At 67.3% G+C, this 19,833-nt stretch carries 21 protein-coding genes; 4 read left to right on the top strand and 17 right to left on the bottom strand.

The window, feature by feature from the left end:
• Positions 1 to 3: 3 nt before the first annotated feature.
• Complete coding sequence (gene asnB / locus VMT65_RS03180) at positions 4 to 1,854, bottom strand: asparagine synthase (glutamine-hydrolyzing) (protein WP_326306390.1); 1,851 nt, start codon at positions 1,852 to 1,854, stop codon at positions 4 to 6.
• Between the two features lie 142 nt (positions 1,855 to 1,996).
• On the opposite strand from asnB, the gene VMT65_RS03175 reads away from it, so the two are divergent.
• Positions 1,997 to 3,175 (top strand): cytochrome P450, encoded by a 1,179-nt coding sequence (locus tag VMT65_RS03175; protein WP_326306389.1) that lies wholly within the window; start codon positions 1,997 to 1,999, stop codon positions 3,173 to 3,175.
• A gap of 59 nt (positions 3,176 to 3,234) precedes the next feature.
• Here VMT65_RS03175 and VMT65_RS03170 read toward each other — a convergent pair whose 3' ends face one another.
• The 9 genes from VMT65_RS03170 to VMT65_RS03130 all read right to left on the bottom strand — a co-directional run bounded on the left by VMT65_RS03170 (position 3,235) and on the right by VMT65_RS03130 (position 8,189).
• Complete coding sequence (locus VMT65_RS03170; protein WP_326306388.1) at positions 3,235 to 3,567, bottom strand: antibiotic biosynthesis monooxygenase family protein; 333 nt, start codon at positions 3,565 to 3,567, stop codon at positions 3,235 to 3,237.
• Positions 3,568 to 3,574: 7 nt separating this feature from the next.
• Positions 3,575 to 4,258, bottom strand: coding sequence for an N-acyl homoserine lactonase family protein (locus VMT65_RS03165; protein WP_326306387.1), 684 nt, complete (start codon positions 4,256 to 4,258; stop codon positions 3,575 to 3,577).
• A 17-nt stretch (positions 4,259 to 4,275) separates the two neighbouring features.
• Positions 4,276 to 4,578: an antibiotic biosynthesis monooxygenase family protein gene (locus VMT65_RS03160; RefSeq protein WP_326306386.1), complete on the bottom strand. Its 303-nt coding sequence runs from the start codon at positions 4,576 to 4,578 to the stop codon at positions 4,276 to 4,278.
• Complete coding sequence (locus VMT65_RS03155; RefSeq protein WP_326306385.1) at positions 4,568 to 4,924, bottom strand: antibiotic biosynthesis monooxygenase family protein; 357 nt, start codon at positions 4,922 to 4,924, stop codon at positions 4,568 to 4,570. Before VMT65_RS03155 ends, VMT65_RS03160 begins: the two co-directional genes overlap by 11 nt.
• Complete coding sequence (locus VMT65_RS03150; protein ID WP_326306384.1) at positions 4,924 to 5,676, bottom strand: SDR family NAD(P)-dependent oxidoreductase; 753 nt, start codon at positions 5,674 to 5,676, stop codon at positions 4,924 to 4,926. Before VMT65_RS03150 ends, VMT65_RS03155 begins: the two co-directional genes overlap by 1 nt.
• Positions 5,677 to 5,713: 37 nt before the next feature.
• A complete protein-coding gene (locus tag VMT65_RS03145) occupies positions 5,714 to 6,178 on the bottom strand; it encodes an anthrone oxygenase family protein (protein ID WP_326306383.1) in 465 nt (154 codons plus the stop codon).
• Positions 6,179 to 6,181: 3 nt separating this feature from the next.
• Positions 6,182 to 6,646, bottom strand: a complete 465-nt coding sequence (locus VMT65_RS03140) for an SRPBCC family protein (RefSeq protein WP_326306382.1) — start codon at positions 6,644 to 6,646, stop codon at positions 6,182 to 6,184.
• A gap of 1 nt (position 6,647) precedes the next feature.
• Positions 6,648 to 6,908: an acyl carrier protein gene (locus tag VMT65_RS03135; RefSeq protein WP_326306381.1), complete on the bottom strand. Its 261-nt coding sequence runs from the start codon at positions 6,906 to 6,908 to the stop codon at positions 6,648 to 6,650.
• Positions 6,909 to 6,971: 63 nt separating this feature from the next.
• Positions 6,972 to 8,189, bottom strand: a complete 1,218-nt coding sequence (locus VMT65_RS03130; protein WP_326306380.1) for a ketosynthase chain-length factor — start codon at positions 8,187 to 8,189, stop codon at positions 6,972 to 6,974.
• A 191-nt stretch (positions 8,190 to 8,380) separates the two neighbouring features.
• Between VMT65_RS03130 and VMT65_RS03125 the strand changes: the two genes are divergently transcribed.
• From VMT65_RS03125 to VMT65_RS03115, 3 genes are all read left to right on the top strand, one after another.
• On the top strand, positions 8,381 to 10,003 hold the full coding sequence (locus VMT65_RS03125) for an FAD-dependent monooxygenase (RefSeq protein ID WP_326306379.1): 1,623 nt from the start codon (positions 8,381 to 8,383) through the stop codon (positions 10,001 to 10,003).
• Positions 10,004 to 10,107: 104 nt separating this feature from the next.
• Positions 10,108 to 11,463, top strand: a complete 1,356-nt coding sequence (glyA, locus tag VMT65_RS03120; RefSeq protein ID WP_326306378.1) for a serine hydroxymethyltransferase — start codon at positions 10,108 to 10,110, stop codon at positions 11,461 to 11,463.
• Positions 11,463 to 12,920, top strand: coding sequence for a glycine hydroxymethyltransferase (locus tag VMT65_RS03115; protein ID WP_326306377.1), 1,458 nt, complete (start codon positions 11,463 to 11,465; stop codon positions 12,918 to 12,920). Before glyA ends, VMT65_RS03115 begins: the two co-directional genes overlap by 1 nt.
• A 59-nt stretch (positions 12,921 to 12,979) precedes the next feature.
• On the opposite strand, the gene VMT65_RS03110 is transcribed toward VMT65_RS03115, so the two are convergent.
• The 7 genes from VMT65_RS03110 to VMT65_RS03080 form a co-directional block, all read right to left on the bottom strand.
• Positions 12,980 to 15,121 carry an MMPL family transporter gene (locus VMT65_RS03110; protein ID WP_326306376.1) on the bottom strand — a complete coding sequence of 714 codons (2,142 nt, stop codon included), beginning with the start codon at positions 15,119 to 15,121 and terminating at the stop codon, positions 12,980 to 12,982.
• Positions 15,122 to 15,321: 200 nt separating this feature from the next.
• A complete protein-coding gene (locus VMT65_RS03105) occupies positions 15,322 to 16,569 on the bottom strand; it encodes an acyltransferase family protein (protein ID WP_326306375.1) in 1,248 nt (415 codons plus the stop codon).
• Positions 16,570 to 16,585: 16 nt separating this feature from the next.
• Positions 16,586 to 17,482, bottom strand: a complete 897-nt coding sequence (locus VMT65_RS03100) for an NAD(P)-dependent oxidoreductase (RefSeq protein WP_326306374.1) — start codon at positions 17,480 to 17,482, stop codon at positions 16,586 to 16,588.
• A 16-nt stretch (positions 17,483 to 17,498) separates the two neighbouring features.
• Complete coding sequence (locus tag VMT65_RS03095) at positions 17,499 to 18,752, bottom strand: beta-ketoacyl-[acyl-carrier-protein] synthase family protein (protein ID WP_326306373.1); 1,254 nt, start codon at positions 18,750 to 18,752, stop codon at positions 17,499 to 17,501.
• The gene (locus VMT65_RS03090; protein WP_326306372.1) at positions 18,749 to 19,174 is read right to left on the bottom strand and encodes a cupin domain-containing protein; all 426 of its coding nucleotides are present in this window, start codon (positions 19,172 to 19,174) and stop codon (positions 18,749 to 18,751) included. Before VMT65_RS03090 ends, VMT65_RS03095 begins: the two co-directional genes overlap by 4 nt.
• Positions 19,171 to 19,506, bottom strand: a complete 336-nt coding sequence (locus VMT65_RS03085) for a TcmI family type II polyketide cyclase (protein ID WP_326306371.1) — start codon at positions 19,504 to 19,506, stop codon at positions 19,171 to 19,173. Before VMT65_RS03085 ends, VMT65_RS03090 begins: the two co-directional genes overlap by 4 nt.
• Positions 19,507 to 19,574: 68 nt before the next feature.
• Positions 19,575 to 19,751 carry a hypothetical protein gene (locus VMT65_RS03080; protein ID WP_326306370.1) on the bottom strand — a complete coding sequence of 59 codons (177 nt, stop codon included), beginning with the start codon at positions 19,749 to 19,751 and terminating at the stop codon, positions 19,575 to 19,577.
• Positions 19,752 to 19,833 lie beyond the last annotated feature (82 nt).

The raw sequence follows: 19,833 nt of genomic DNA, 5'->3' as shown, positions 1-19,833 counted from the left end.
GGTTCAGATCGACAGCTTGATGCCGTACTCCCGAATCCATCTGTTCAACTGCAGCGGAAGTTCGAGGTTCGCCCGAGCCGCCCAGCTCCCCAACGAGTTCGCGTCGTCGAGCACGTCCCGAACGGCCGCTGTGTCGAGCAGCGGAAGCACCGGTGCCTGCCGGTCCGCCAGCAGCGCCGTGGCCTCGGCGCGCAACGCGGCCTCGTAGGCCTTGTCAACGGTCACCGGATACGGGGTTTTGCGCCGGTCGATGACGCTGCGCGGCAGCACATCCGAGAGCGCGGCCCGCAACAGACCCTTCTCGCGCCCATCGAAGTTCTGCAGCGCCCACGGCAGGTTGTAGGCGTACTGCACCAGCCGGTGGTCGCAGTAGGGCATGCGCACCTCGACCCCGACCGCTTTGAAGAGCCTCTCGGTGTGGCCGTTCTGGTTCTCCATGAAATTGGTGATGTGAACCCAGCACAGCTCGCGCATGTGCCGATCCACCTCGGAGACGTCATCGAGCATCGGTGCCTCGGCGATCGATTCCCGATACCGTTGTGCCGCGTAGTCCAGGGGTGAGAGTTTTTCCAGCAGAGCCGGATCGAGCAGACCGCACCCGAGTCCTTGCGGTGCGTCGCGCACCACGCCGCGGGCCACCCAGGGAAACGTTCCCATGGTCGACTCGACCGGGTCACGGTTCCAGACCACGCCGTGGAACAGCGAATCCGCCGCCTCGCCCGTCATCACCACACGCACCTGGTCGCTGACGGCCCGCGCGAGCAGGTACAGCGAGGTGTTCATGTCGCCCAGCGGGGTCGGAATGTCCTTGGCACGCAACACCGCCGCGCGCGCCACCGGATCGGCCAGCTCGGTCGGGTCGATCAACACACCGGTGTGCTCGGTGCCCAGATGCGCTACCACGTCCGCGGCGTAGGGGGTGTCCAGACCCGACCGGGTGTCGGAGGGCCGGAAGTTGTCCTCGTGCCGGGCGAAGTTGACGGTGAAGGTGCGTACCGCCTCACCACGCGGGCTAAGGACGCGATGGGCGAGCCCGACGACGCCGCTGGAGTCGAGTCCGCCGGAGAGCAGACAGCCCTTCGGCATATCGGTGACCAGGTTGCGGTCCATGCTCTCCTCGAGCAACCCGCGAATAGTGGAGACCGTGGTGTCGAGATCGTCGGTGTGCGGCCGGGCCTCGACCTTCCAATACGCCCGGACCGACAGGAACTGCTCGGTCATGACGGCCATGCGCCCGGCCCGAAGTCGGCTCATGCCGTGAAACGGCGCGAAATCCGGTGTGCCCGAGTAGGTCAGCACCTCACGCAGGCCGTCAGCGTCTACCTCGGCCTCGACCAGAGGATGCGCGAGGATCGCCTTGGCCTCGGAGCCGAAGACGACACCGGTGGCGAGCGGGTAGTAGAACAGCGGCTCGACGCCGAGGCGGTCGCGCACCAGCCACAGGCGCCGTCGCTGCTCGTCCCAGACCGCGCCCGCGAAGGAGCCCTCGAGCCGGTGCACGCAGTCCTCGCCCCATTCCAGGTAGGCATGCACCAGTACCTCGGTATCTCCTCCTCGTTGCAGGCGATGGCCAAGACCCGCTAGCCGCGAACGCAATTCGGCGTGGTTGAGGATGGAGCCGCTGTGCATGCCGACCGCGCGCACCCCGGAGCCATCCTCGACCACGACCGGCTGTCGGCCCGCCTCGGCATCGAAGACCGCCAGGTGACGGTGACCGAACCCGCAGTGCCGCGAGACCCACACCCCCTCGTCGTCGGGGCCACGGCAGGCCAAGGTGGCGGTCATCGCCAGCAGGGTGCTGCGCTCGCGACTCAGATCCCGGCCGAAATCGACCCAACCCACGATTCCAGACATTCGATATTCCCTTTCCGCAGTGTGCCGAAAGTGTCGCGACCGATGCTCGAGGACGGCTCCAAACCTGCTCGACCAACCCGCGATTGACTCGGAAACCCATGCGCCACAGGAATGTCCGTGGCGTCTCGACCCGAGGAGAGCCATGACCGCGGTACGTGCGGATGTTCCCGCCTTCCCGTTCCTACCCACCACGGTCGGCGAACCGCCGGTGGAGTTCGCGCGGCTGCGCGCCGAGCCCATGACCCGGGTCGTCCTACCCACCGGGGATGTCGCCTGGCTGGCCACCCGCTACGACGATGTGTTGACGGTGTTGACCGATCCGCGGCTGAGCCGGGCCGCGACGACCGAGCCGGACGCGCCGCGACTCGGGCCCATGCGGCCCAACCCTCGGTCCCTGATGGCCATGGATCCGCCGCGGCACACCGATCTTCGTCTCCTGGTGGCGCCGATGTTCACCAAGCCACGCATCGAATCCATGCGCGCCCGTATCGAATCCGCGGTCGACGAGCTGCTCGATCTGCTCGACGCCGTGGATCGTCGCGCCGAATTGAATGCCGGACTGTCCCGCCCGCTCGCCATGACGGTCATCTGCGACCTACTGGGAGTGCCAGTTGACGACCGGGCGGACTTCGAGCGGTGGACCGAGCAGTCACTGAGTGTCCGTCCCGACGCGGGCGCCGCGGTGCAGCACGCGCGTACCGCGCTGCGGGACTACCTGACTCGGCTCGCGAGCACTCCAACAGATGATGGCGAAGGCCTGTTCGCGACGCTGTCGGATACCGTGCCGGTGGACGACGCGGTGGAACTAGCCGCCACTCTGCTGACCGCCGGCTACCACACCGTGTGGACCGCGATCACCAATTCGATCGTGGTGCTGTTCCGGCATCCGGGCGAACTGGATGCCCTGCGCCGGGATCGCTCGCTGCTGCCCGCAGCGGTGGAGGAACTGCTGCGGTACGCGCCGGGACCGGTGAGCGGCGGTACCATTCGCGTGGCGACCGCGGATCTGGAGATCGGCGGAGTGCGGGTGCGAGCGGGAGAGGCGGTCATCCCCGCGACCACGTCGGCCAATCGAGACCGGGCCACCTTCGACGCCGCGGATCGGGTGCGGTTCGATCGTCATCCCAACCCACACATCGCCTTCGGCGCGGGCGCGCACCGTTGCCTGGGCAGACATCTGGCCCGGCTGGAACTACAGGCGGCCCTGGGTGGCCTGCTGGAGCGCTTCCCGGCGCTGCGCCCGGCGATTGCGGTGGATAACCTGACCTGGCGGGTCGAGGCGATGATGGGGAGCGTGACGGAACTTCCGGTCACCTGGTGACCAAAAGGCGGTGTCGACGGGAACACGGTCCCGTCGACACCGCTTTCGATTCGGCCCAGCTAGTGTGCCTCGATACTGCGATATACGACGAAATGCCTTGCGCGGCTGCGGTCCTGAAAAGGCTTGAGCGCCGAGTTCCGCGCGCCTCCTGCGTGGTCGGGACCTTCCCGCCAGGCATGGAAGGCATCCAGGTCGGTCCATTCCGATACCAAGAGCAGGTCGCCGGAATCCGCACTATCTGTGAGCAATTCGGTGCGGAGCAGGCCCTCGATACGGTCGGTGACCCAGCTGACCCGGCGGTAGGCCGCGTGCACGGCCGCGATCCCCGCGTCGAATTCGTCTCCGTACCCGGCCACCGTCAGGTGGATGATCACCACCACTCTGTCGGACATGCGGGCCCTACCGGTAGGCGGCCGGTGCGTGCCGCAGTGTCGGCCATTGCCGCGCATCGTGCCCGCGGACGATGAGCGCGCCCTCCTGCTCGGCCAGTGTGACGAGTTTGGCGGTGCTGGCGCGGGTCGCGGCCTCGTCCAGGTCGAGTGGGAAGATCGGGCGAGTCCGCGAATCCAGCGCCTCGCCATTGGGAATGGCGTCCGCGGCCAGCAGCAGCGGCCCGGTCTCGGGCAGCCGCACCAGCACCGATTGGTGTCCCGGCACATGCCCGCCGGAGGCGATGAGCTCCACGCCGGGCAGCAGTTCGCAGTCGCCGTCGACCTCCCGATACCGCAATCCCGGCGCATCCCAGCTGTCCTTGGCCAGGAGCAGCCGCGGTATGCCGCCCGCACGAGCCAGCGCCCAGTGCTCGCGCTGAATGATGAACTCGGCGTTGGGAAAACGGTGATGGCTGCCGCAGTGGTCCGGGTCCAGGTGCGTGCACACGACCGTACGTACCTGATCCGGCGTCACGCCCAGCCCGGCCAGCTGGATCACCAGGTCCTCGTTCGGCGCCACCACGATCGGTCCGCCCGGCACCGGACCGGTGTCGACCAGGATGTCGCCACCGTCCGGATGCCGGATCAGATAGCCGGGCACCGGCAGGTCGATGCCCGCGATGGTGCCCAGACGGAATAGGTAGAGCAGCACAATGATTCCCTCTCGTCTCAGTGCCGGGCGCTGACCTCGTACACCCCGAAGGGGGTCCCCATCCGGGTGTCCTGGAAGGGCCGCAACGCGGCGGTGCTGCCCTTGTGCGAGTTACCCCGCTCCCAGATCTGGAAGGACGCCAGATCCCGCCATCGGCTCAACACAGCGAAAGAATCGGCTGCCAGCACCGAGGTGAGCAGCTCGTTGCCGAGCATGCCCTCCACCTCGGCCAGCTCCTCGCTCACCGCGTGGTACGCGGTGAGCACACCCTCGGGGTCGTCCGCGTGGTAGTAGACCAGTACCCGCACCTCACCGGACACCGATGGCCTCCCACTCCTGATGGGTCGCCACCACCGCCGACGGCGACAGGTGCGCCACGACATGCATGGTGGCCATCGAGCCCTCGGAGCGGAACGGATGTAGCTGCTGCCGGTGCACGACGTGGCGTTCGCTGGTCTCGAACTCGCGGAACAGCGGCTCGCTGACCCAGTCACTGATGATGTAATACACCCCCGCCTCGTCGAGGCTGCGCGAAAGCCACTGCCCCAGGTTCGCGGGGTGGGAGGTGACGCCGTCACCGATGCTGGTCCAGGTGCGCTCGAATTCGGGTTCCATGCCGGGGTTGATGCGCATGCGCAGCATGACCCGGAAAACGCTGTCCGACATCAGGAGATACCCCCGTCGACGTGGATCGTGGCGCCGGTGACATAGCGCGACAGGTCGCTGGCCAGGAACAGCACCGCCCCCGCCACCTCGTCGGGCGTACCCAACCGACCCAGCGCGGTCTTGGCGCTGTACTGCTGGATCATGGCCTCGCGCTGTTCGGCTGGCCGGGCGTCGAGCTCCTCGGTGCGGATAACGCCGAGTGCGAGCACATTGAACCGGATTCCCTTGCCGCCGAATTCCTTCGCTAGCGAGCGGCTCAGTCCCCGCAGCGCTGCCTTGGTGGCGGTGTAGTGAGCACGCAAGGGGATGCCGACCTCGGAGGACTTCGATCCGATGCTGACTACCGAACCACCCGTGCCGAGCAGTTTCAGCGCATGCTGGATGACCAGGTATACGCCGGTGAGGTTGGTGTCGATGACGCGATGCCATTCCTGCTGCGGCAGTTCGCCGTAGGGGATGTGGCTGATCGCGCCCGCATTGTTGACCACCAGGTCGAGTCGACCGTACGCCGTGCGGATCTGTTCGAACAGGGCCGAGATCTGTTCGGGGTCGGTGAGATCCGCGCGCACCACATGATGGTCGCCCGGCAGTTCCTTCAGTTCCCGCTGCAGCGAGGCCACGGCCTCACTGTCCTGCCGATAGCAGGTCACGACGTCCACGCCGGAACGGGCCAAGGCCAGTACGATGCCGCGTCCTACCCCGCGGGTACCTCCGGTGACGAGGGCTTTCTTGCCTTGCAGATCGAGATTCATGATTGTTCGTTTCCCCTTACCAACTTGTTCTTGGTACTTACGAGAGCGTCGCTATGACAGCGCAATTCACCACCAGGGCAATGACGACCAGCAGGCCGCGCCGCCGATTCCACATCCCCCATACATCGCGACGGTCCCGCCAATCGGCGGGCGGAGCGGCCGGGTCCACCGTTTGCACCCACTTGTTGAGCGGCACGTTCTTACTCAGCGAGATGACCACGGTGCCCGCCGCCGCCGCGGCGCCGACCCCGGCCAGCGCCGCGGCCGCCGTGCTGGGCGCGACGGCGACCGCGAGCACGTCACCGAGCATGGTCAGCAGCAGGCAGGCTGGCATGAAAGGGTCGTACCGCGTCGAGAAGAAGGCATGCGCCTGGACGTACCGGTCGGCGGGAAGCGCTCGCATCAACGGAAATCCGCCGAGCAGCGTCCCGACCAGCACCCCGGCGGCGATGCCGTTGGCCAGCACGACCAGGGCCAGCACGATGTGGTGGAAGGTTTCCATCCCTCACCTCGTGGCCAGGGAAGCCGCGGCGGCCTCGATCTTGTCTCGGATGATGGCGAGTTGGGCGGCACTATTGGTATTGAGACGGGCCGTCATGCCCACGTCGTCGATCGGCGCCTGCGGCTTCATCTCGAAGTCCTGGACCCAGCGCATCCGCACACCGCCGTCGACAGGCAAGTATTCCCAGTACAGGAACATGTATTTGAAGGGCCCGGTTTCCACCCGCAGCGAGCGGACCGTACGAGTGTCCTTGTCCGGCATGCGATCCGAGATCCAACTCCACACGATCCCGTTCTCGTCGGGATGCAGGGCGAGCCGGAAGCGGATAGCGCCCTCGCGCCGTTCCAGGACCGTGGCCTCGCTATATTCAGTGAAAAGCTGTGGCCAGGACTCGATGTCGTTGGTCATATCCCAGACCAGGTCCATTGGCGCGTTGATGACGATGTGATTGTCAGTGTGCCCGGACACGTCAGACTCCCGCCTCGGCGAAAAGCCGGTTGATGATTTCGACGGCCTTGCGCGGCGTCGGCATATCGGCCACGATGTCACCGGGTAGGACCACGCCGAACTGCCGCTGCACCTCGCCCGTGAGTTCGAGCAGCGCCAGCGAGTCGTAGCCGAGGTCCTCGAAATCGGCGTCGGAGATGTCGCCGTCGAGGTCGATCCCCTCTTCTACCCCGACACTGGTGCGCATGATGCCGCGGAGATCCTCGAGTGTGAATTGCTTCATCGTGTATTCCCAACTTCCTTTGTTGACAAGTGCTTTGCGCCGACGGACAGCGTTCCGTTCGGGCTAGGGCGCGCTGAGCACAAGAGCCGAGACATAGCCGCCGTAACCGCGGGCGAGCACCATGGCGTGCCGCAGCGGCAACGCCCGCGGCTCGTCGACGACGAGGTCGATCTCGTAGTCAGCGGCCGGGCGGACGGTACCGGTGGTCGGCGGCACGATTCCGTGGCGCAGGGCCAGCAGCGCGGTCGCCACATCCAGTGACGAACCGCCGCCGTAGAGCCGGCCGGTCATCGTCTTGGGCGCGGTGACCGGTACCGCGTACGCCCCGAACACGGCCGAGATCGCCTGTGCCTCGGCCAGATCCTCGCTCGGCACACCTGCCGCGTCGGCGAACACCACGTCTACGTCGGAGGGGGCCAGACCGGCATCGGACAGGGCCCGGCTCAGCACCGAGGTCACAACGCGCGGCCCGTTGTCCTGTGGTGCGGGGTCGAATCCGGCTGCGTAACCCGCGATCACGCCCCACCGACGATCCTCGTTACGTGCGGCGGCCACCTCCGCGATCAGGATCGCGCCGCCCTCGCCAGGCAGGTGTCCCGACGCCTCGGCGTCGAAGGGCCGGAACGCCATTTCGGGATCATCGACGGTGGACAACCGCCCCGGCGGCAGTTGCGCCACCAGGCCGTACGGGCACAACGACGCGTCCAACCCGCCGGTGATCACCAGGCGTGTGCCATTGCGGATCAGCCTGCGCGACTTGCCGATCGCGTCGATACCGCCCGCCTGCTCGGCGCACACCACACCACACGGGCCGCGCATACCGTGGCGAATGGACAGCTGCCCCGTGGTCGCGGCATAGAACCAGGCGATCGACTGGTACGCCCCCACCCACGCGGGACCGTTGTTGTACAGCTTGTCCATCTCATGCTGACCGAACTCGGTGCCGCCCGACGAGCTCGAGGTGACGACCGCCATCTCGTACTCATCGAACTCCTCCGGGTTCGCACCGGCGTCGGCGAGGGCCAACTCGGTAGCGTAGAGCGCCATATGGGTCCAGTGGTCGGTCTGGCGGATCAGCCGGTTGGGCACCCGCTCGTGCGCGACGAACCCCTTCACCTCGCCTGCGTAGCGCACCGGATACTGCGTCGGATCGAACCGGCTGATCCGCGCGATTCCGGATTTACCGGCGAGCAGGGACTCCCAATGCTCCTCCACGCCTATGCCCGTCGGTGCCACCACTCCGAGACCCGTGATGACCGTCGGTGCGGGATTTTCGTTCACGCCGCCCTACCTCCCCAGTTCGCTGGATCTCGACGTGGGCACAGCGTCACAGCCACTGCTGGAACGCATCTGGAGTCCGGCTGGAACGGCCGCGAGCGCGCTGTGCCGAGAAGCCATCGAGCCGGGTTCGAGTCCGCGACGGCACCCTTCATCGCTGCACCCCTGCACACACGCTCGATGGAGGTTTGGCAATGAGTTCGAACGAGAGGCTGCCGGTCGTCATCGTCGGCGGTGGGCTGGTCGGCCTGTCCGCGGCCTGTTTCCTGGCGCGACACGGGATTCCGGCCACGGTACTCGAGCAGCGCACCACCCTGTCCAGCCAGCCACGCTCGCGCGGGGTCAATCCGAGAACCGTAGAACTGATGCGGGAACTGGATCTGGAGGAGGCGATTCGCGCGACCCCGAGCTCGCGCGCCCTGCTCGACAACACCGGCATCATCGCCATGCAGTCCCTGGCGGGCGCGGAGATCGGCGCGCTGAAGACGCGCTACGCCATGGACGTGCACGCCGATCTCAGCGATCTGACCCCGAGTTCGTGGTGCCTGTGCCACCAAGCCGAGATGGAGCCGATCTTGGCCGCGCGCGCCACCGCACTGGGCGCCGACATCCGTTTCGGCGTCACTGTGATCCGGGCGGACAGCACCGCCGACGAGGTACTTATCGCCGCCCGGGGTGCGGCCGGGGACGGCGAATTCGAACTGCGCGCCGACTATGTGATCGCGGCGGACGGCGTGGGCAGCCGCATCCGGCAGCGTCTGGGCATCCCGTTCCGCGGCGAGACCCTGGGCAGCTTCCTGAATATCCATTTCCGGGCCGCCCTTGGCGCACAGCTCGGCGACCGGCGCTTTGTCATGGCCTACACGTTCCATCCGCAGCGGGCGGGGCTGATGCCGCTCGACAACGACACCGACTGGCTGCTGCACGTCATGTTCGATCCGATCCTGGAACCCGCGGAGTCCTTCGGCCCGCAGCGCTGTGTGGACCTGGTCCGGGCGGTCGCGGGGGTACCCGACCTGGAGGTCGACGTGATCGGTTCCCGCCCTTGGCATTCGACGGCGGCCACTGCGGGCCGGTTCCGTGCCGGGCGTATCTTCCTCGTCGGCGACGCGGCGCACGCCATGCCGCCCAGTGGTGCCTTCGGTTCCAACACCGGCATCCAGGACGCCCATAATCTGGCTTGGAAAATCGCCGCGGTGTACCGCGGCTACGCCGACGCCGAACTGCTCGACACCTATGACGCCGAGCGGCGGCCGAACGCCGAACAGACTGTTCGCCAAGCGGTCCTGCGCTCCCAGGACCGACCTCACATGGCCGACCAAAAACCCGCTCCCCCGCACCCGGACATCGTCTCCGACGAACGGGTCTGGTTCGGCTGTCGCCAGCTCGGCGCGGTGGCGAGTACGGAAATCGATCCGACAGCCTGTGGCGCGGAGGCGATCTGGCCCGACCGCCCGGACGGATCGGTCGGCACCCGTGCCCCGCACGTCCCGATGGTGCTGGAGGGCATGACCGTGTCCACCGTCGACCTGCTGGGCCCGGAATTCGTCCTGTTCTCTGGAACCGAGGGCGCGGCCTGGGACGCGGCGGCCGCCGACGTGGCCGAACGGTCCGGCCTGCCGCTGCGTCGCTATCGGATCGGGCCCGAGCGGTTACACGACTCCAAAGAGCTGTGGCACAGCGCGTTCGGCGTCGAGCCGAGCGGTGCGGTGCTGGTGCGCCCGGACGGCATTGTGGCCTGGCGCGCGCGAAGCGGCTCCGCAGACCCAACCGGGGCGCTGACCGCGGCCGTGGAGCGGATTCTGGCAAAGGTCTAGCCCGGATCGAGGTTTGCTCGTTCGGCCCTCCAGCGGTGGCGGCGACTCTTGCGATAACGGTGGGCGTCAACGGGATTCCCACCGGATCGCACCGAGGAGTCTCGATGAGTACGAGTGCTTTGCGCGCACTGGCGGACGCGGGCCTGCGAGCCCTGGAAACCGACGATCCGGCACTGTTCGCGCTGCTGGAGGCCGACCACGTCCGGCAACGCGACACCCTTGCCATGATCGCCTCGGCGAGCCTGGCCGACGTCTCGGTTTCGGCGTGCGAATCGTCGCCGACCGGAAACGTCACCGCGGAGGGCTATCCAGGCCGCCGGTACCACGCCGGATGCGCGGTGGTCGATGAGATCGAACGCCTCGCCATCGACCGCGCACGGACGCTGTTCCGGGCCCGCTACGCCAATGTCCAGCCACACTCCGGGACCACCGCCAACCAGGCGGTCATGACCTCGGTGCTGCGCCCCGGCGACACTGTGCTCGGCATGCGACTCGATGCGGGCGGCCACCTCACCCACGGGTCCACCGCGTCGTTCTCGGGCACCTATTTCCACGGTGTCGGTTACGGTCTCGACGACTCGGGACTGATCGACTACGAGGAGGTGGCGCGGCTCACGCTGGAGCACCGGCCCCGGATGATCATCTGCGGTGCCAGCGCCTACCCGCGCACCATCGACTTCCAGCGGTTCCGCGCGATCGCCGACCAGGTCGACGCGTACTTGCTCGCCGATATCTCACACATCGCGGGTTTGGTCGTGGCCGGACTGCACCCGAGCCCGATCGACGCCGCGCACTTCACCACGACCAGTACCTACAAGCAGCTCTACGGCCCGCGCGGGGGCCTGATCGTCATGGGTCGCGACGCCGATGCACCCGCCCCGCGCGGGGACCGTACCCTGTCGGAACTGTTGCAGCACGCCATCTTCCCGTACTTCCAGGGCACGCCACGGCTCAATACCATCGCCGCCAAGGCACGCGCTTTCGCGATGGCCGCCACGCCCGATTTCCGCGAGCTCGCGCGCCGCATCGCAGCGGACGCGAGCGCCCTGGCCACCGCCATGTCCCGGCTCGGGTGGCCGGTGCTGACCGACGGCACCGACAATCACATTGTGTTGGTGGACGTCTCGGCGCGGCAGCTGACCGGGGCAATCGCCGAACAGGCCGCCGAACGCTGTGGAATCGTCGTCAACCGCAATAAGATTCACCACGACAAGTACGGGCCGCGAGTGACCGGCGGAGTACGGCTGGGGACCAATACCCTGGCGGCGCGCGGCATGGGCCCGGAGCAGATGACCGAGTGCGCGCAGTTGCTGGACCAGGTGTGGTCGGCGGCGGTCGCGACCGGCACCACGACGTTCGATCTGGACCCGGATGTCCGGACCGAGACCGAACAGGCCGTGCTGTCGCTGTGCAAGCGATACCCGCTGCCGCACCTGCTGTTCGGAACGGCGGTCGCGTAGTGACCGAGATAGACTCTCCCACTAGGGAGTCCATTGCCTTCCGATCCGGTCTCGACGTGGTCCGCGCGGTGGAGCCGCAGGTAGCCGACGCCATCGCAGCCGAACTGACCGACCAGCGGCGGTCGCTGAAGCTCATCGCCAGCGAGAACTACGCCTCTCCCGCCGTGCTGCTGGCAATGGGGAACTGGTTGTCGGACAAGTACGCCGAAGGTATCGCCGGTCGCCGGTTCTATGCGGGCTGCCGCAATGTCGACACCGTCGAGACGCTGGCGGCCCAGCACGCCAGGGCCCTCTTCGGAGCGAAACACGCCTATCTACAGCCGCATTCGGGCATCGACGCGAACCTCGTCGCTTTCTGGGCAGTACTGTCGCAACGCATCGAGTCGCCCGTACTCTCACGGTCGGGCGTCCGTCATGTCAACGATCTCTCCGAGGCCGATTGGCGCGTGCTGCGCCGTGCGCTCGGTGAACAGCGGATGCTGGGTATGTCGCTGGACGCGGGCGGCCATCTCACGCATGGCTTCCGTCCCAACATCTCGGGCAAGATGTTCGAACAGCGCAGCTACGGAACCGATCCCGAGACCGAGCTGATCGACTACGAGGCCGTGCGGGCGGCCGCCCGCGCATTCCGCCCGCTCATCCTGATGGCCGGGTATTCGGCCTACCCGCGTCTGATCGACTTCCGGCGCATGCGCGAGATCGCCGACGAGGTCGACGCCACGCTCGTCGTCGATATGGCGCACTTCGCGGGTCTGGTCGCGGGCAAGGTGTGCACAGGCGATTTCGATCCGGTGCCCTACGCGCACATTGTCACCAGCACCACGCACAAATCGCTGCGCGGCCCCCGTGGCGGACTGGTGCTGTGCGACGAGACCTTCGCCGAGCAAGTCGACCGAGGCTGCCCCATGGTGCTGGGCGGTCCGCTGCCACATGTCATGGCGGCCAAGGCGGTGGCGCTCGCGGAGGCGAGAACCTCCGGCTTCCGCGACTACGCCGCACAGGTGGTCGCCAATGCCCGGGCACTGGCCGACGGCTTGGCCCGGCGCGGAACGCGGCTGGTCACCGGCGGCACCGACAACCACCTGTGTCTGGTCGATGTCTCCGGCTACGGCTTGACCGGGCGCCAGGCCGAGACCGCGCTGCTGGATGCGGGAATCGTGACCAACCGCAACGCCATTCCACGCGATCCGCAGGGCGCCTGGTACACCTCGGGTATCCGGCTCGGCACCGCGGCCTTGACCACCCGTGGGCTGGGCACCGACGGAATGGAAGAGACCGCGGACCTCATCGACACGGTGCTGCGCGCAACGGTTCCGGGCCCGGGGATCAACGGAAAGCCATCCAGGGCAGCGTATTTCCTCGCCGAGGAAACCGCGGCCCGGGTCCGGAGCCGGATCGCGGACCTGCTCGCCGGGCATCCGCTCTATCCCGAGATCGATCTGGATTCCAGGCTGTAGGAACGGCGCAGGCCCGTCAAGGACGGCGCTCCCGGACGGGCCTGCTCGAGCGAGAGGAATCAGCGGCGGGCGTATTGCGGTCGCCGGTCGACCTCTGCCATGCGGTTCACCGCCTGCCGCCCGCCGGGCCACCAGACAGCCCGGCCCAGCATGACGGTTACCGCCGGTGTGAGGAACATGGCCATGACGAAAGCGGTGATGGCGATGCCGAGCGAGATCGCGAAGCCCATCTGCTCCATCATCACATTGCCCGCCAGCATCATCGAGGCGAAGGTTCCGGCCAGGATGAGGCCGGTCGCCGCGATGGTGGGACCGGCGTGCCGGACCGCCTGCGCGGCCGCCTCGCGAGCACTACGGCCCTCCCGAATCTCCTCACGCAATCGAGCCACGATGAGGATGTTGTAGTCGGTGCCGAGCGCGACCACGAACAGGTACATGACCACCGGCATCATGAAGGTGACACCGGCCTCGCCGCGCAGGTGCTGGAATACCAGCACCGTAGCGCCGAGCGTGGCGATGAAGCCCAGCCCCACCGTCGCCACCAGGTACAGCGGTGCGACGGCACTGCGCAACAACAGGGTCAGGACGACCAGGATGGCCAGGGCAGCCACCGGAAACACCACCGCGTAGTCGTGATTCATCGCGATCTTGGAGTCCACCAGCACCGCGGTCATGCCGCCCACCAGACCGCTGGTGGCCGCCGGAGCGGCGTGCGCGGCGTCCCGCAATGGACCCTTCACGGTGTCGATGGCCCTGTCGGATTCGGGCGAATCAGACAGGGTGACACGGAAATCCGCGACCGTCCGGTCGTCGGACAGGAACGCCTTGGGCGCGACCTGACTCACGCCCGAAACCGCCGAGAGCATTGTGCGGTACTGCTCGAGCTGATCGTTGCCCAGCGGCGCGCCGGTGTCCGACCGCAGCAGCACATCGGTGGGCGAGGTCGCCCCGGCGGGCATGTCCTTGTGCATCTCGGTGCTGAAGGTGGCCGACTCGACCGAGTTCGACGAGCCACCCGAGCTGAGATCGAAGGAGGGGTGGAAGCCCAGTGCCGGAACGGCCAGGCCCACCAGAATCACTCCGGCCGCTACCGCGAATGCCGTGGGCCGACGGCCCAGCGCCACACCGATTCTCGCGGCAACCGCACCCTTGGGCTCGTGCCGCCACGCTTTGGACGGCCAGAAGGCCCGGGTGCCCAACAGCGAGACGATGGCCGGCACCAGGGTGAGCCCGGCCAGCAGCGTCACGCTCACCGCGATGGCCAGCGACGGCCCGAGAGACTTGAACATGCCCAGGGTCGACAGCGTCAATGCGAGGAACGCCACGATGACCGCGCCGCCCGCGGACACGATCGACTCACCCACGCGGGCAAGGGCATTCACCATCGCCGTGTTGGGACCCTCACCCGCCCGCAACCGTTCCCGATAGCGGAACATCAGGAAAAGGATGTAGTCGGTGCCGACACCGAACAACACCACGATGAGCAATGAGCTGACCGACGGGTCGGACTTCAAATCGAAAGCCTTGCTGACCCAGGCGATCAGGCCGTTGACCACGCTCGACACGCCCGCGATGACCAGGATCGGCAGCAGCGCGATGACCGGGCTGCGGAAGATGATGGCCACCAGCACGAGCACGAGCAGTATGGTCGCGCTGCCGATGATCTGCAGGGCCTTGTGGTTCGAGGCCTGCCGGTCCGACACCTGCGCCGCGTGGCCGGTGATGCCGCCGCGCAGATCGGTGTCCTTCAGTGCGTCCCGCAGTGCGTCCCGCAGGTTCTTCACCGCGTTGCTCTGGGTCTTGTCGTTGGGGTCGGTGACCTTGGTCATCTGCACCGTCGCCGTGCCGACCAGCTTGCGCGGCGAGATGACCGGAGTGGCGATGGCGGTGACGTCCTTGACGTGCGCGTCGGCGAGCTTGGCGGCGACCGAGGTCACCAGCGCGGCGTCCTCGTCCGTCAGCGGCGCGCCGTCGGCCCGCTCGAAGACGACGACGGCGTCGGGCGCTTGGACATTGGGAAATGCCTTCTCCTGCAAGTTCATTGCTTGAACGGACTCGTAATGGCTGGGCAGGAATGCCGATTGGTCCGCGGTGCCTTCGAGTTTGGGCGCCGTCGAGGCGATCGCGATGGCGGCGAAAAGCCACACCACGATTACCTTCCACGGATGCCGGACGAGGACCCGCCCGAGTTGAGCGAACATGTCGGAATTCTCGTTTCGTGTCGGACCCACCCGCCGGGTGAGCACATTTTACTGCATATGATAATTAACTGCATAGCCAGTGTTTCTGCATGTGCGCAACTAAATGTAGACAGGGCGGCACCGGGTGTCAACCGTCCCCGTACGCGAAACACCCGCTGCGGCACTCGACTCGAGTGCCGTAGCGGGTGTCGGCCGCTGGCTCAGGCGGCGGCCTTGCCGAGCAGTGGACGCAGCGTCCGCCGCACCGGCTTCTCGACCACGGTGTAGCTCAGCCAAGCCAGCACAATCGCGCCGCCCAACACGATCGGCAACGTGGTCGCCGGATCGCCGTCCCCGGGCCGGAATCCGCGCGCCTTGAAGTAGATCTCCAGGACCACCTCGTGCCAGATGTAGATGCCGTAGGACAGCTGACCGCCCAGCACCAGGACCGGTGCGGTGAGCAGGCGATTGCGCTTCCCGGCCACGATCGCCAGCACCAGACACGTCGCGCACACCAGATGCAGCAGATACTGGTCCACCCCCTGCCGCACCCCCGGGTAGAAAGTATTGGCATCGTGCCCGAGTAGTTGCGGGAACCCCAGTGCCACAAAGCATGTCAACGCGATCAGCCACAGTAGGTATGGCCTGCCCTGTGCCAGCCGGTACAGCGCGGGCGGCCGCTCGGGTGCGTCGCGCGCCCAGTCCAGCAACACCGCGAGCATCATTCCCGCCCCGAAGTAGCCGATCAGGTTGGGCAGCCAGTACCACTGCATGGGCCACTGCCCGAAGGAGCGGCCGTGCACGATAGCGACCCAGGCCAGCTGGAAGCCCAGCACCGGCACCAGCAACGCGAGCGTGATGCGGGCCCGGGCCGCCAGATCCCGCCCGAAGCGGGTCGCCGCCCAGGCGAGAACCGCCGCCATTACCGGCAGCAGCAGATAGAACACCGCCTCACTGGCCAGCGACCAGGTCGGCACCAAACCCGAGGGCAGATCCGCGGATCCGTACTTGTTGCGGTGGTAGATGGTCAGGAAGGACAGTCCCCGGATCCAACCCCACACCCCGACATCGTGGTTGACCGCCAGCAGCGCGACGATGACCACCAGCCAGTACAGCGGCAGCACCCGCAGGGCCCGCCGCCACAGGTACGCCCCGACCGAGGGCATCGGCTTGCCGTGCAGCGCCGTGCCCGTGAACTGCCGGTACAACAGCATCCCGGCCATGACGCAGAAGAACGGTACCGCGACCGAGATCGGCTGCGTGACGTAACCGACCCAGCCCGAATGCATCCGGTGGTTGAACCCGGCCGCAATATTCCCGGTGTAGATCGAGACGTGTACGACGACCACGCCGACCGCCGCGACGGCCCGCATCCCATCCAGAGCCGCGAGACGGTGCTGGGCCAGGGCGGGATCCGATACCGCTACCGCGGGAACGGGTTTCGCGATCCCCGTGTCGATCTCGGACATATGCGCACGCCCTCGCTCAGCCGGCCGTGGCGGCAGCACCGGCGGGCTCCCCCGCGTGCTCGATGAGCACGGCGGCATCCTTGTCGCCGTCCCCGGCGGCCAGGACCCCCCGGAACGCGGCACGAACCGCGTCCAGAACCGGCATCGTCGACACCGCGTCGGGCGTGTGGTCCAGCGCCAAGCGGAGGTCCTTCTCCATCAGCCTGGCCCGGAAGAAGGCGGGCTCGTAGCGCCGCTGCCGCATGAGCTCCGAGCGGAAACGCATGACCTGCGAACTGAATCCGGTACCGGCGATGGTCGCAAGCAGGGTGTCGCGATCGAGGCCGGCTGCCGTACCGTAGCGCACCGCCTCCGACAGGGCCGCGATCTGCGCGCCCAGCAGCAGATTCAGCGCCAGCTTGAGGGTGGCCGCCGCGCCGGCCGGTCCGACGTGGGTGACCTCCATCGCCAGCGCGTCCAGCACTCGGGCGACCGGTGTCACGTCCGCTTCCGCGCCCGCGGTGTATACGCGCAGTTCCCCGCCACGCGCCTGCAGCGGATTACCGACCACCACGGCCTCAACTCGGCGAATCCCCCTGGCCCGCAGCCGTTCGGCGGCGGATACGGCATAGGCGGGGGACACCGTGGAGGTGTCGATCACGGTGCAGCCCGGCCGCAGAACCGCGACCAGCTCCTCGAACAACACCTGTTCGACGGCGGCCTCATCGGCCAGGCTCAGTACAACGGTGTGCTGACCGTCGGCTGCCGCCGCGGCCGACACCGCGCCACGTGCGCCCTCGACCACCAGCGCTGCGGCCTTGGCCGAGGTTCGGTTGAACACCGTGAGGTCATACCCGGCCCGCAGCAGGGTGTGCGCCATGCCCGCGCCCATCTTGCCCAGGCCGATGAACGCGAGTCGCTTGTCTTCGTTCATTTCTCGTGTCTCTCCATTAGCTCTTCACCAGCACCATGGCGCTCTGGAAACCGCCGAATCCGCTGCCCACACTGAGTACCGTTCGCATCCGGTGCTCGCGCGCCACCCGCGGCACGTAGTCCAGATCGCATTCGGGATCCGGTTCGGTCAGATTGGCAGTCGGAGGCACCACCTGCTTCTCCAGCGCCAGTGCGCAGGCCGCGATTTCGATGGAGCCGATGGCGCCGAGGGAATGCCCGACCATCGACTTGATGGAGCTCACCGGGACGCAGTAGGCATGTTCGCCGAGACTCCGCTTGAAGGCGGCGGTCTCGTGCCGGTCGTTCTGCTTGGTTCCCGAGCCGTGGGCGTTGATGTAGTCGACGTCGTGCGGATCGACCCGGGCCAGCGTCAGCGCCTTGGTAATGGCCTCGGCCATCTCACGACCGTCCGGGCGCAGACCTGTCATGTGAAAGGCATTGCTACGGCTGCTGAATCCGGCGACCGTGGCGTAGCGAGGTGCGCCCCGACGTGCCGCGTGCTCCTCGGACTCGAGCACCAGCACCGCCGACCCCTCGCCCAGCACGAACCCGTCGCGTCGGCCGTCGAAGGGTCGTGAGGCGTGTTCAGGATCGTCATTGTTGGCCGAGGTGGCCTTGATAGCGTCGAAGCAGGCCGAGGTGATGGGCGAGATCGGCGCATCGGTGGCGCCCGCGAGCACCACGTCGGCCACACCGTCCGAAATCAATTCGGCCCCATGGGCGATCGCGTCCAGGCCGGATGTGCACCCGGTCGAGATGAGCGCGACCGGGCCCTCCGCACCGGCGTCCATGGCGACCTCGGCGGCCAGCGTCGAGGGCACCATGTAGCCATAGAGTTCCGGCACCGCGTACTTGGCGTCGACCAGCCAGCGCTTGCCGGTCTCGGACAGCACCCGGTACTCCTCCTCGAGCCCGATGGTGCAGCCCACCGCGCTGCCGATGCTGACTCCCAGCCGTGCCCGGTCCAGGTTCTGCAGATCGATTCCGCTGTCCCGCACCGCTTCCCGTGCGCACAGCACCGCGAACTGCGCTGCCCGGTCCATGCGCCGAACCTCACGGTGGGTCAAACCCAGGGCGAGGGCGTCGAAGTCGACCTCGGCCGCGATCCGCGACCGGAACTTCGCCGCGTCGAACAGGCTGATGGTGCGGGTCGCAGTGGTCCCGCTGGACAGCAGGTTCCAGAACGCCTCCCGGCCCACGCCGCCGGGCGCGATGACCCCGACACCGGTGATGACCGCGGGCCCGCTCACTGGGCGTTCCCGACCCGCAGTTGCGGCTGATCGGTGTCGACCTGCTCGGTGTCCACATGCCCAAGCTCGGGGCGCGGGGCCAGCGGCGAGAGGTGGAACACCGCGACCGCGTCGACCGCGCCGACATTGACCAGCCGGTGGCGTACGCCGATGGGAACCAGCAGTGAGTCACCGGGTCCCAGTCGAATCGCCTGGCCGTCCAGGGTCATCTCCAGCTCGCCGGTGACGATGTGCAGGAACTCCTCCGAGTACGGGTGGAAGTGCTCGGTGACGACCTCTTCGGCGCCCAGCCGCAGCAGGCCTCCGAACCCCGAGGTGGATCCAACCGTCTTGGGGCTCAATGTCACCCGGATGTCGCCGCCACGGCGCCGATTCGCCTCCACGTCGTCGAGCGCGACCTTGCGGTGATTCACCGTTGTCATCGCAGTCTTCCTTCCTGAGCGGTCCAGATGTAGAACTCTTGTGCCATGGCGTCTTTCGGCTCCGCCCAGTTCGGGTCGTATGGCGTCACGAACTTCTGCAGCCGCGTGTTGATATCGCCGTAGAGGGGGTGCGAGCGCGCCTTGTAGAGGTTGGGGGTGATGTCCTCGTCCGCCTCGACGAGATGGAAGTACAGGTCATGGAACCCGAACAGGGTGCGCCGCGAGACGCCGATCATGTGCGGCAGGTCGGTGTTGTCCGAGTCCCCGAAAACCTCGGCGATGCCGGGTGCCGCACCCGGATTCATCCTGGCGACAATGAGAGTGCGGTGCATATGGATCTCCTCGTTCTCGGCTGATCGGGCGTGCACATGCTGCCGCCCGCGACTCGAAGAAAGCTCGACTAGACATCGTGACCACGGGTGCCGGAGACGCTCACCTCGTACGCCTCCCACTCGATGCGCTCCAGCGGCACCACCATCCCGAAGGTGAATGCCCACGCCGCCAGCGCGCGCAGGGTCAGGTTCACGCCGCGCTGCAGCAGCGCCGCCTGACGTGGCGTCAGATACCGCTCGTACATGGGGCCTCCCTGATCGTCGATGCCGAGGGACACCGTCCGCCGTCCCGCTCGGGCCGTGCTCGAAACCGGCCCGAATCACGGG

Source organism: Nocardia sp. CDC153 (assembly GCF_035818515.1).
GTDB lineage: Bacteria > Actinomycetota > Actinomycetes > Mycobacteriales > Mycobacteriaceae > Nocardia.
The sequence above is the reverse complement of the archived record's forward strand: the minus strand, read 5'-3'. Positions and strand labels throughout refer to the sequence as shown.

Coding starts and splice junctions, on each gene's coding strand:
- VMT65_RS03155 (WP_326306385.1), bottom strand. CDS start 4,924: ATGTCGGACAGCGTTTTCCGGGTCATGCTGCGCATGCGCATCAACCCC.
- VMT65_RS03145 (WP_326306383.1), bottom strand. CDS start 6,178: ATGGAAACCTTCCACCACATCGTGCTGGCCCTGGTCGTGCTGGCCAAC.
- VMT65_RS03105 (WP_326306375.1), bottom strand. CDS start 16,569: ATGTCCGAGATCGACACGGGGATCGCGAAACCCGTTCCCGCGGTAGCG.
- VMT65_RS03150 (WP_326306384.1), bottom strand. CDS start 5,676: ATGAATCTCGATCTGCAAGGCAAGAAAGCCCTCGTCACCGGAGGTACC.
- VMT65_RS03100 (WP_326306374.1), bottom strand. CDS start 17,482: ATGAACGAAGACAAGCGACTCGCGTTCATCGGCCTGGGCAAGATGGGC.
- VMT65_RS03110 (WP_326306376.1), bottom strand. CDS start 15,121: ATGTTCGCTCAACTCGGGCGGGTCCTCGTCCGGCATCCGTGGAAGGTA.
- glyA (WP_326306378.1), top strand. CDS start 10,108: ATGAGTACGAGTGCTTTGCGCGCACTGGCGGACGCGGGCCTGCGAGCC.
- VMT65_RS03125 (WP_326306379.1), top strand. CDS start 8,381: ATGAGTTCGAACGAGAGGCTGCCGGTCGTCATCGTCGGCGGTGGGCTG.
- VMT65_RS03085 (WP_326306371.1), bottom strand. CDS start 19,506: ATGCACCGCACTCTCATTGTCGCCAGGATGAATCCGGGTGCGGCACCC.
- VMT65_RS03170 (WP_326306388.1), bottom strand. CDS start 3,567: ATGTCCGACAGAGTGGTGGTGATCATCCACCTGACGGTGGCCGGGTAC.
- VMT65_RS03135 (WP_326306381.1), bottom strand. CDS start 6,908: ATGAAGCAATTCACACTCGAGGATCTCCGCGGCATCATGCGCACCAGT.
- asnB (WP_326306390.1), bottom strand. CDS start 1,854: ATGTCTGGAATCGTGGGTTGGGTCGATTTCGGCCGGGATCTGAGTCGC.
- VMT65_RS03175 (WP_326306389.1), top strand. CDS start 1,997: ATGACCGCGGTACGTGCGGATGTTCCCGCCTTCCCGTTCCTACCCACC.
- VMT65_RS03090 (WP_326306372.1), bottom strand. CDS start 19,174: ATGACAACGGTGAATCACCGCAAGGTCGCGCTCGACGACGTGGAGGCG.
- VMT65_RS03080 (WP_326306370.1), bottom strand. CDS start 19,751: ATGTACGAGCGGTATCTGACGCCACGTCAGGCGGCGCTGCTGCAGCGC.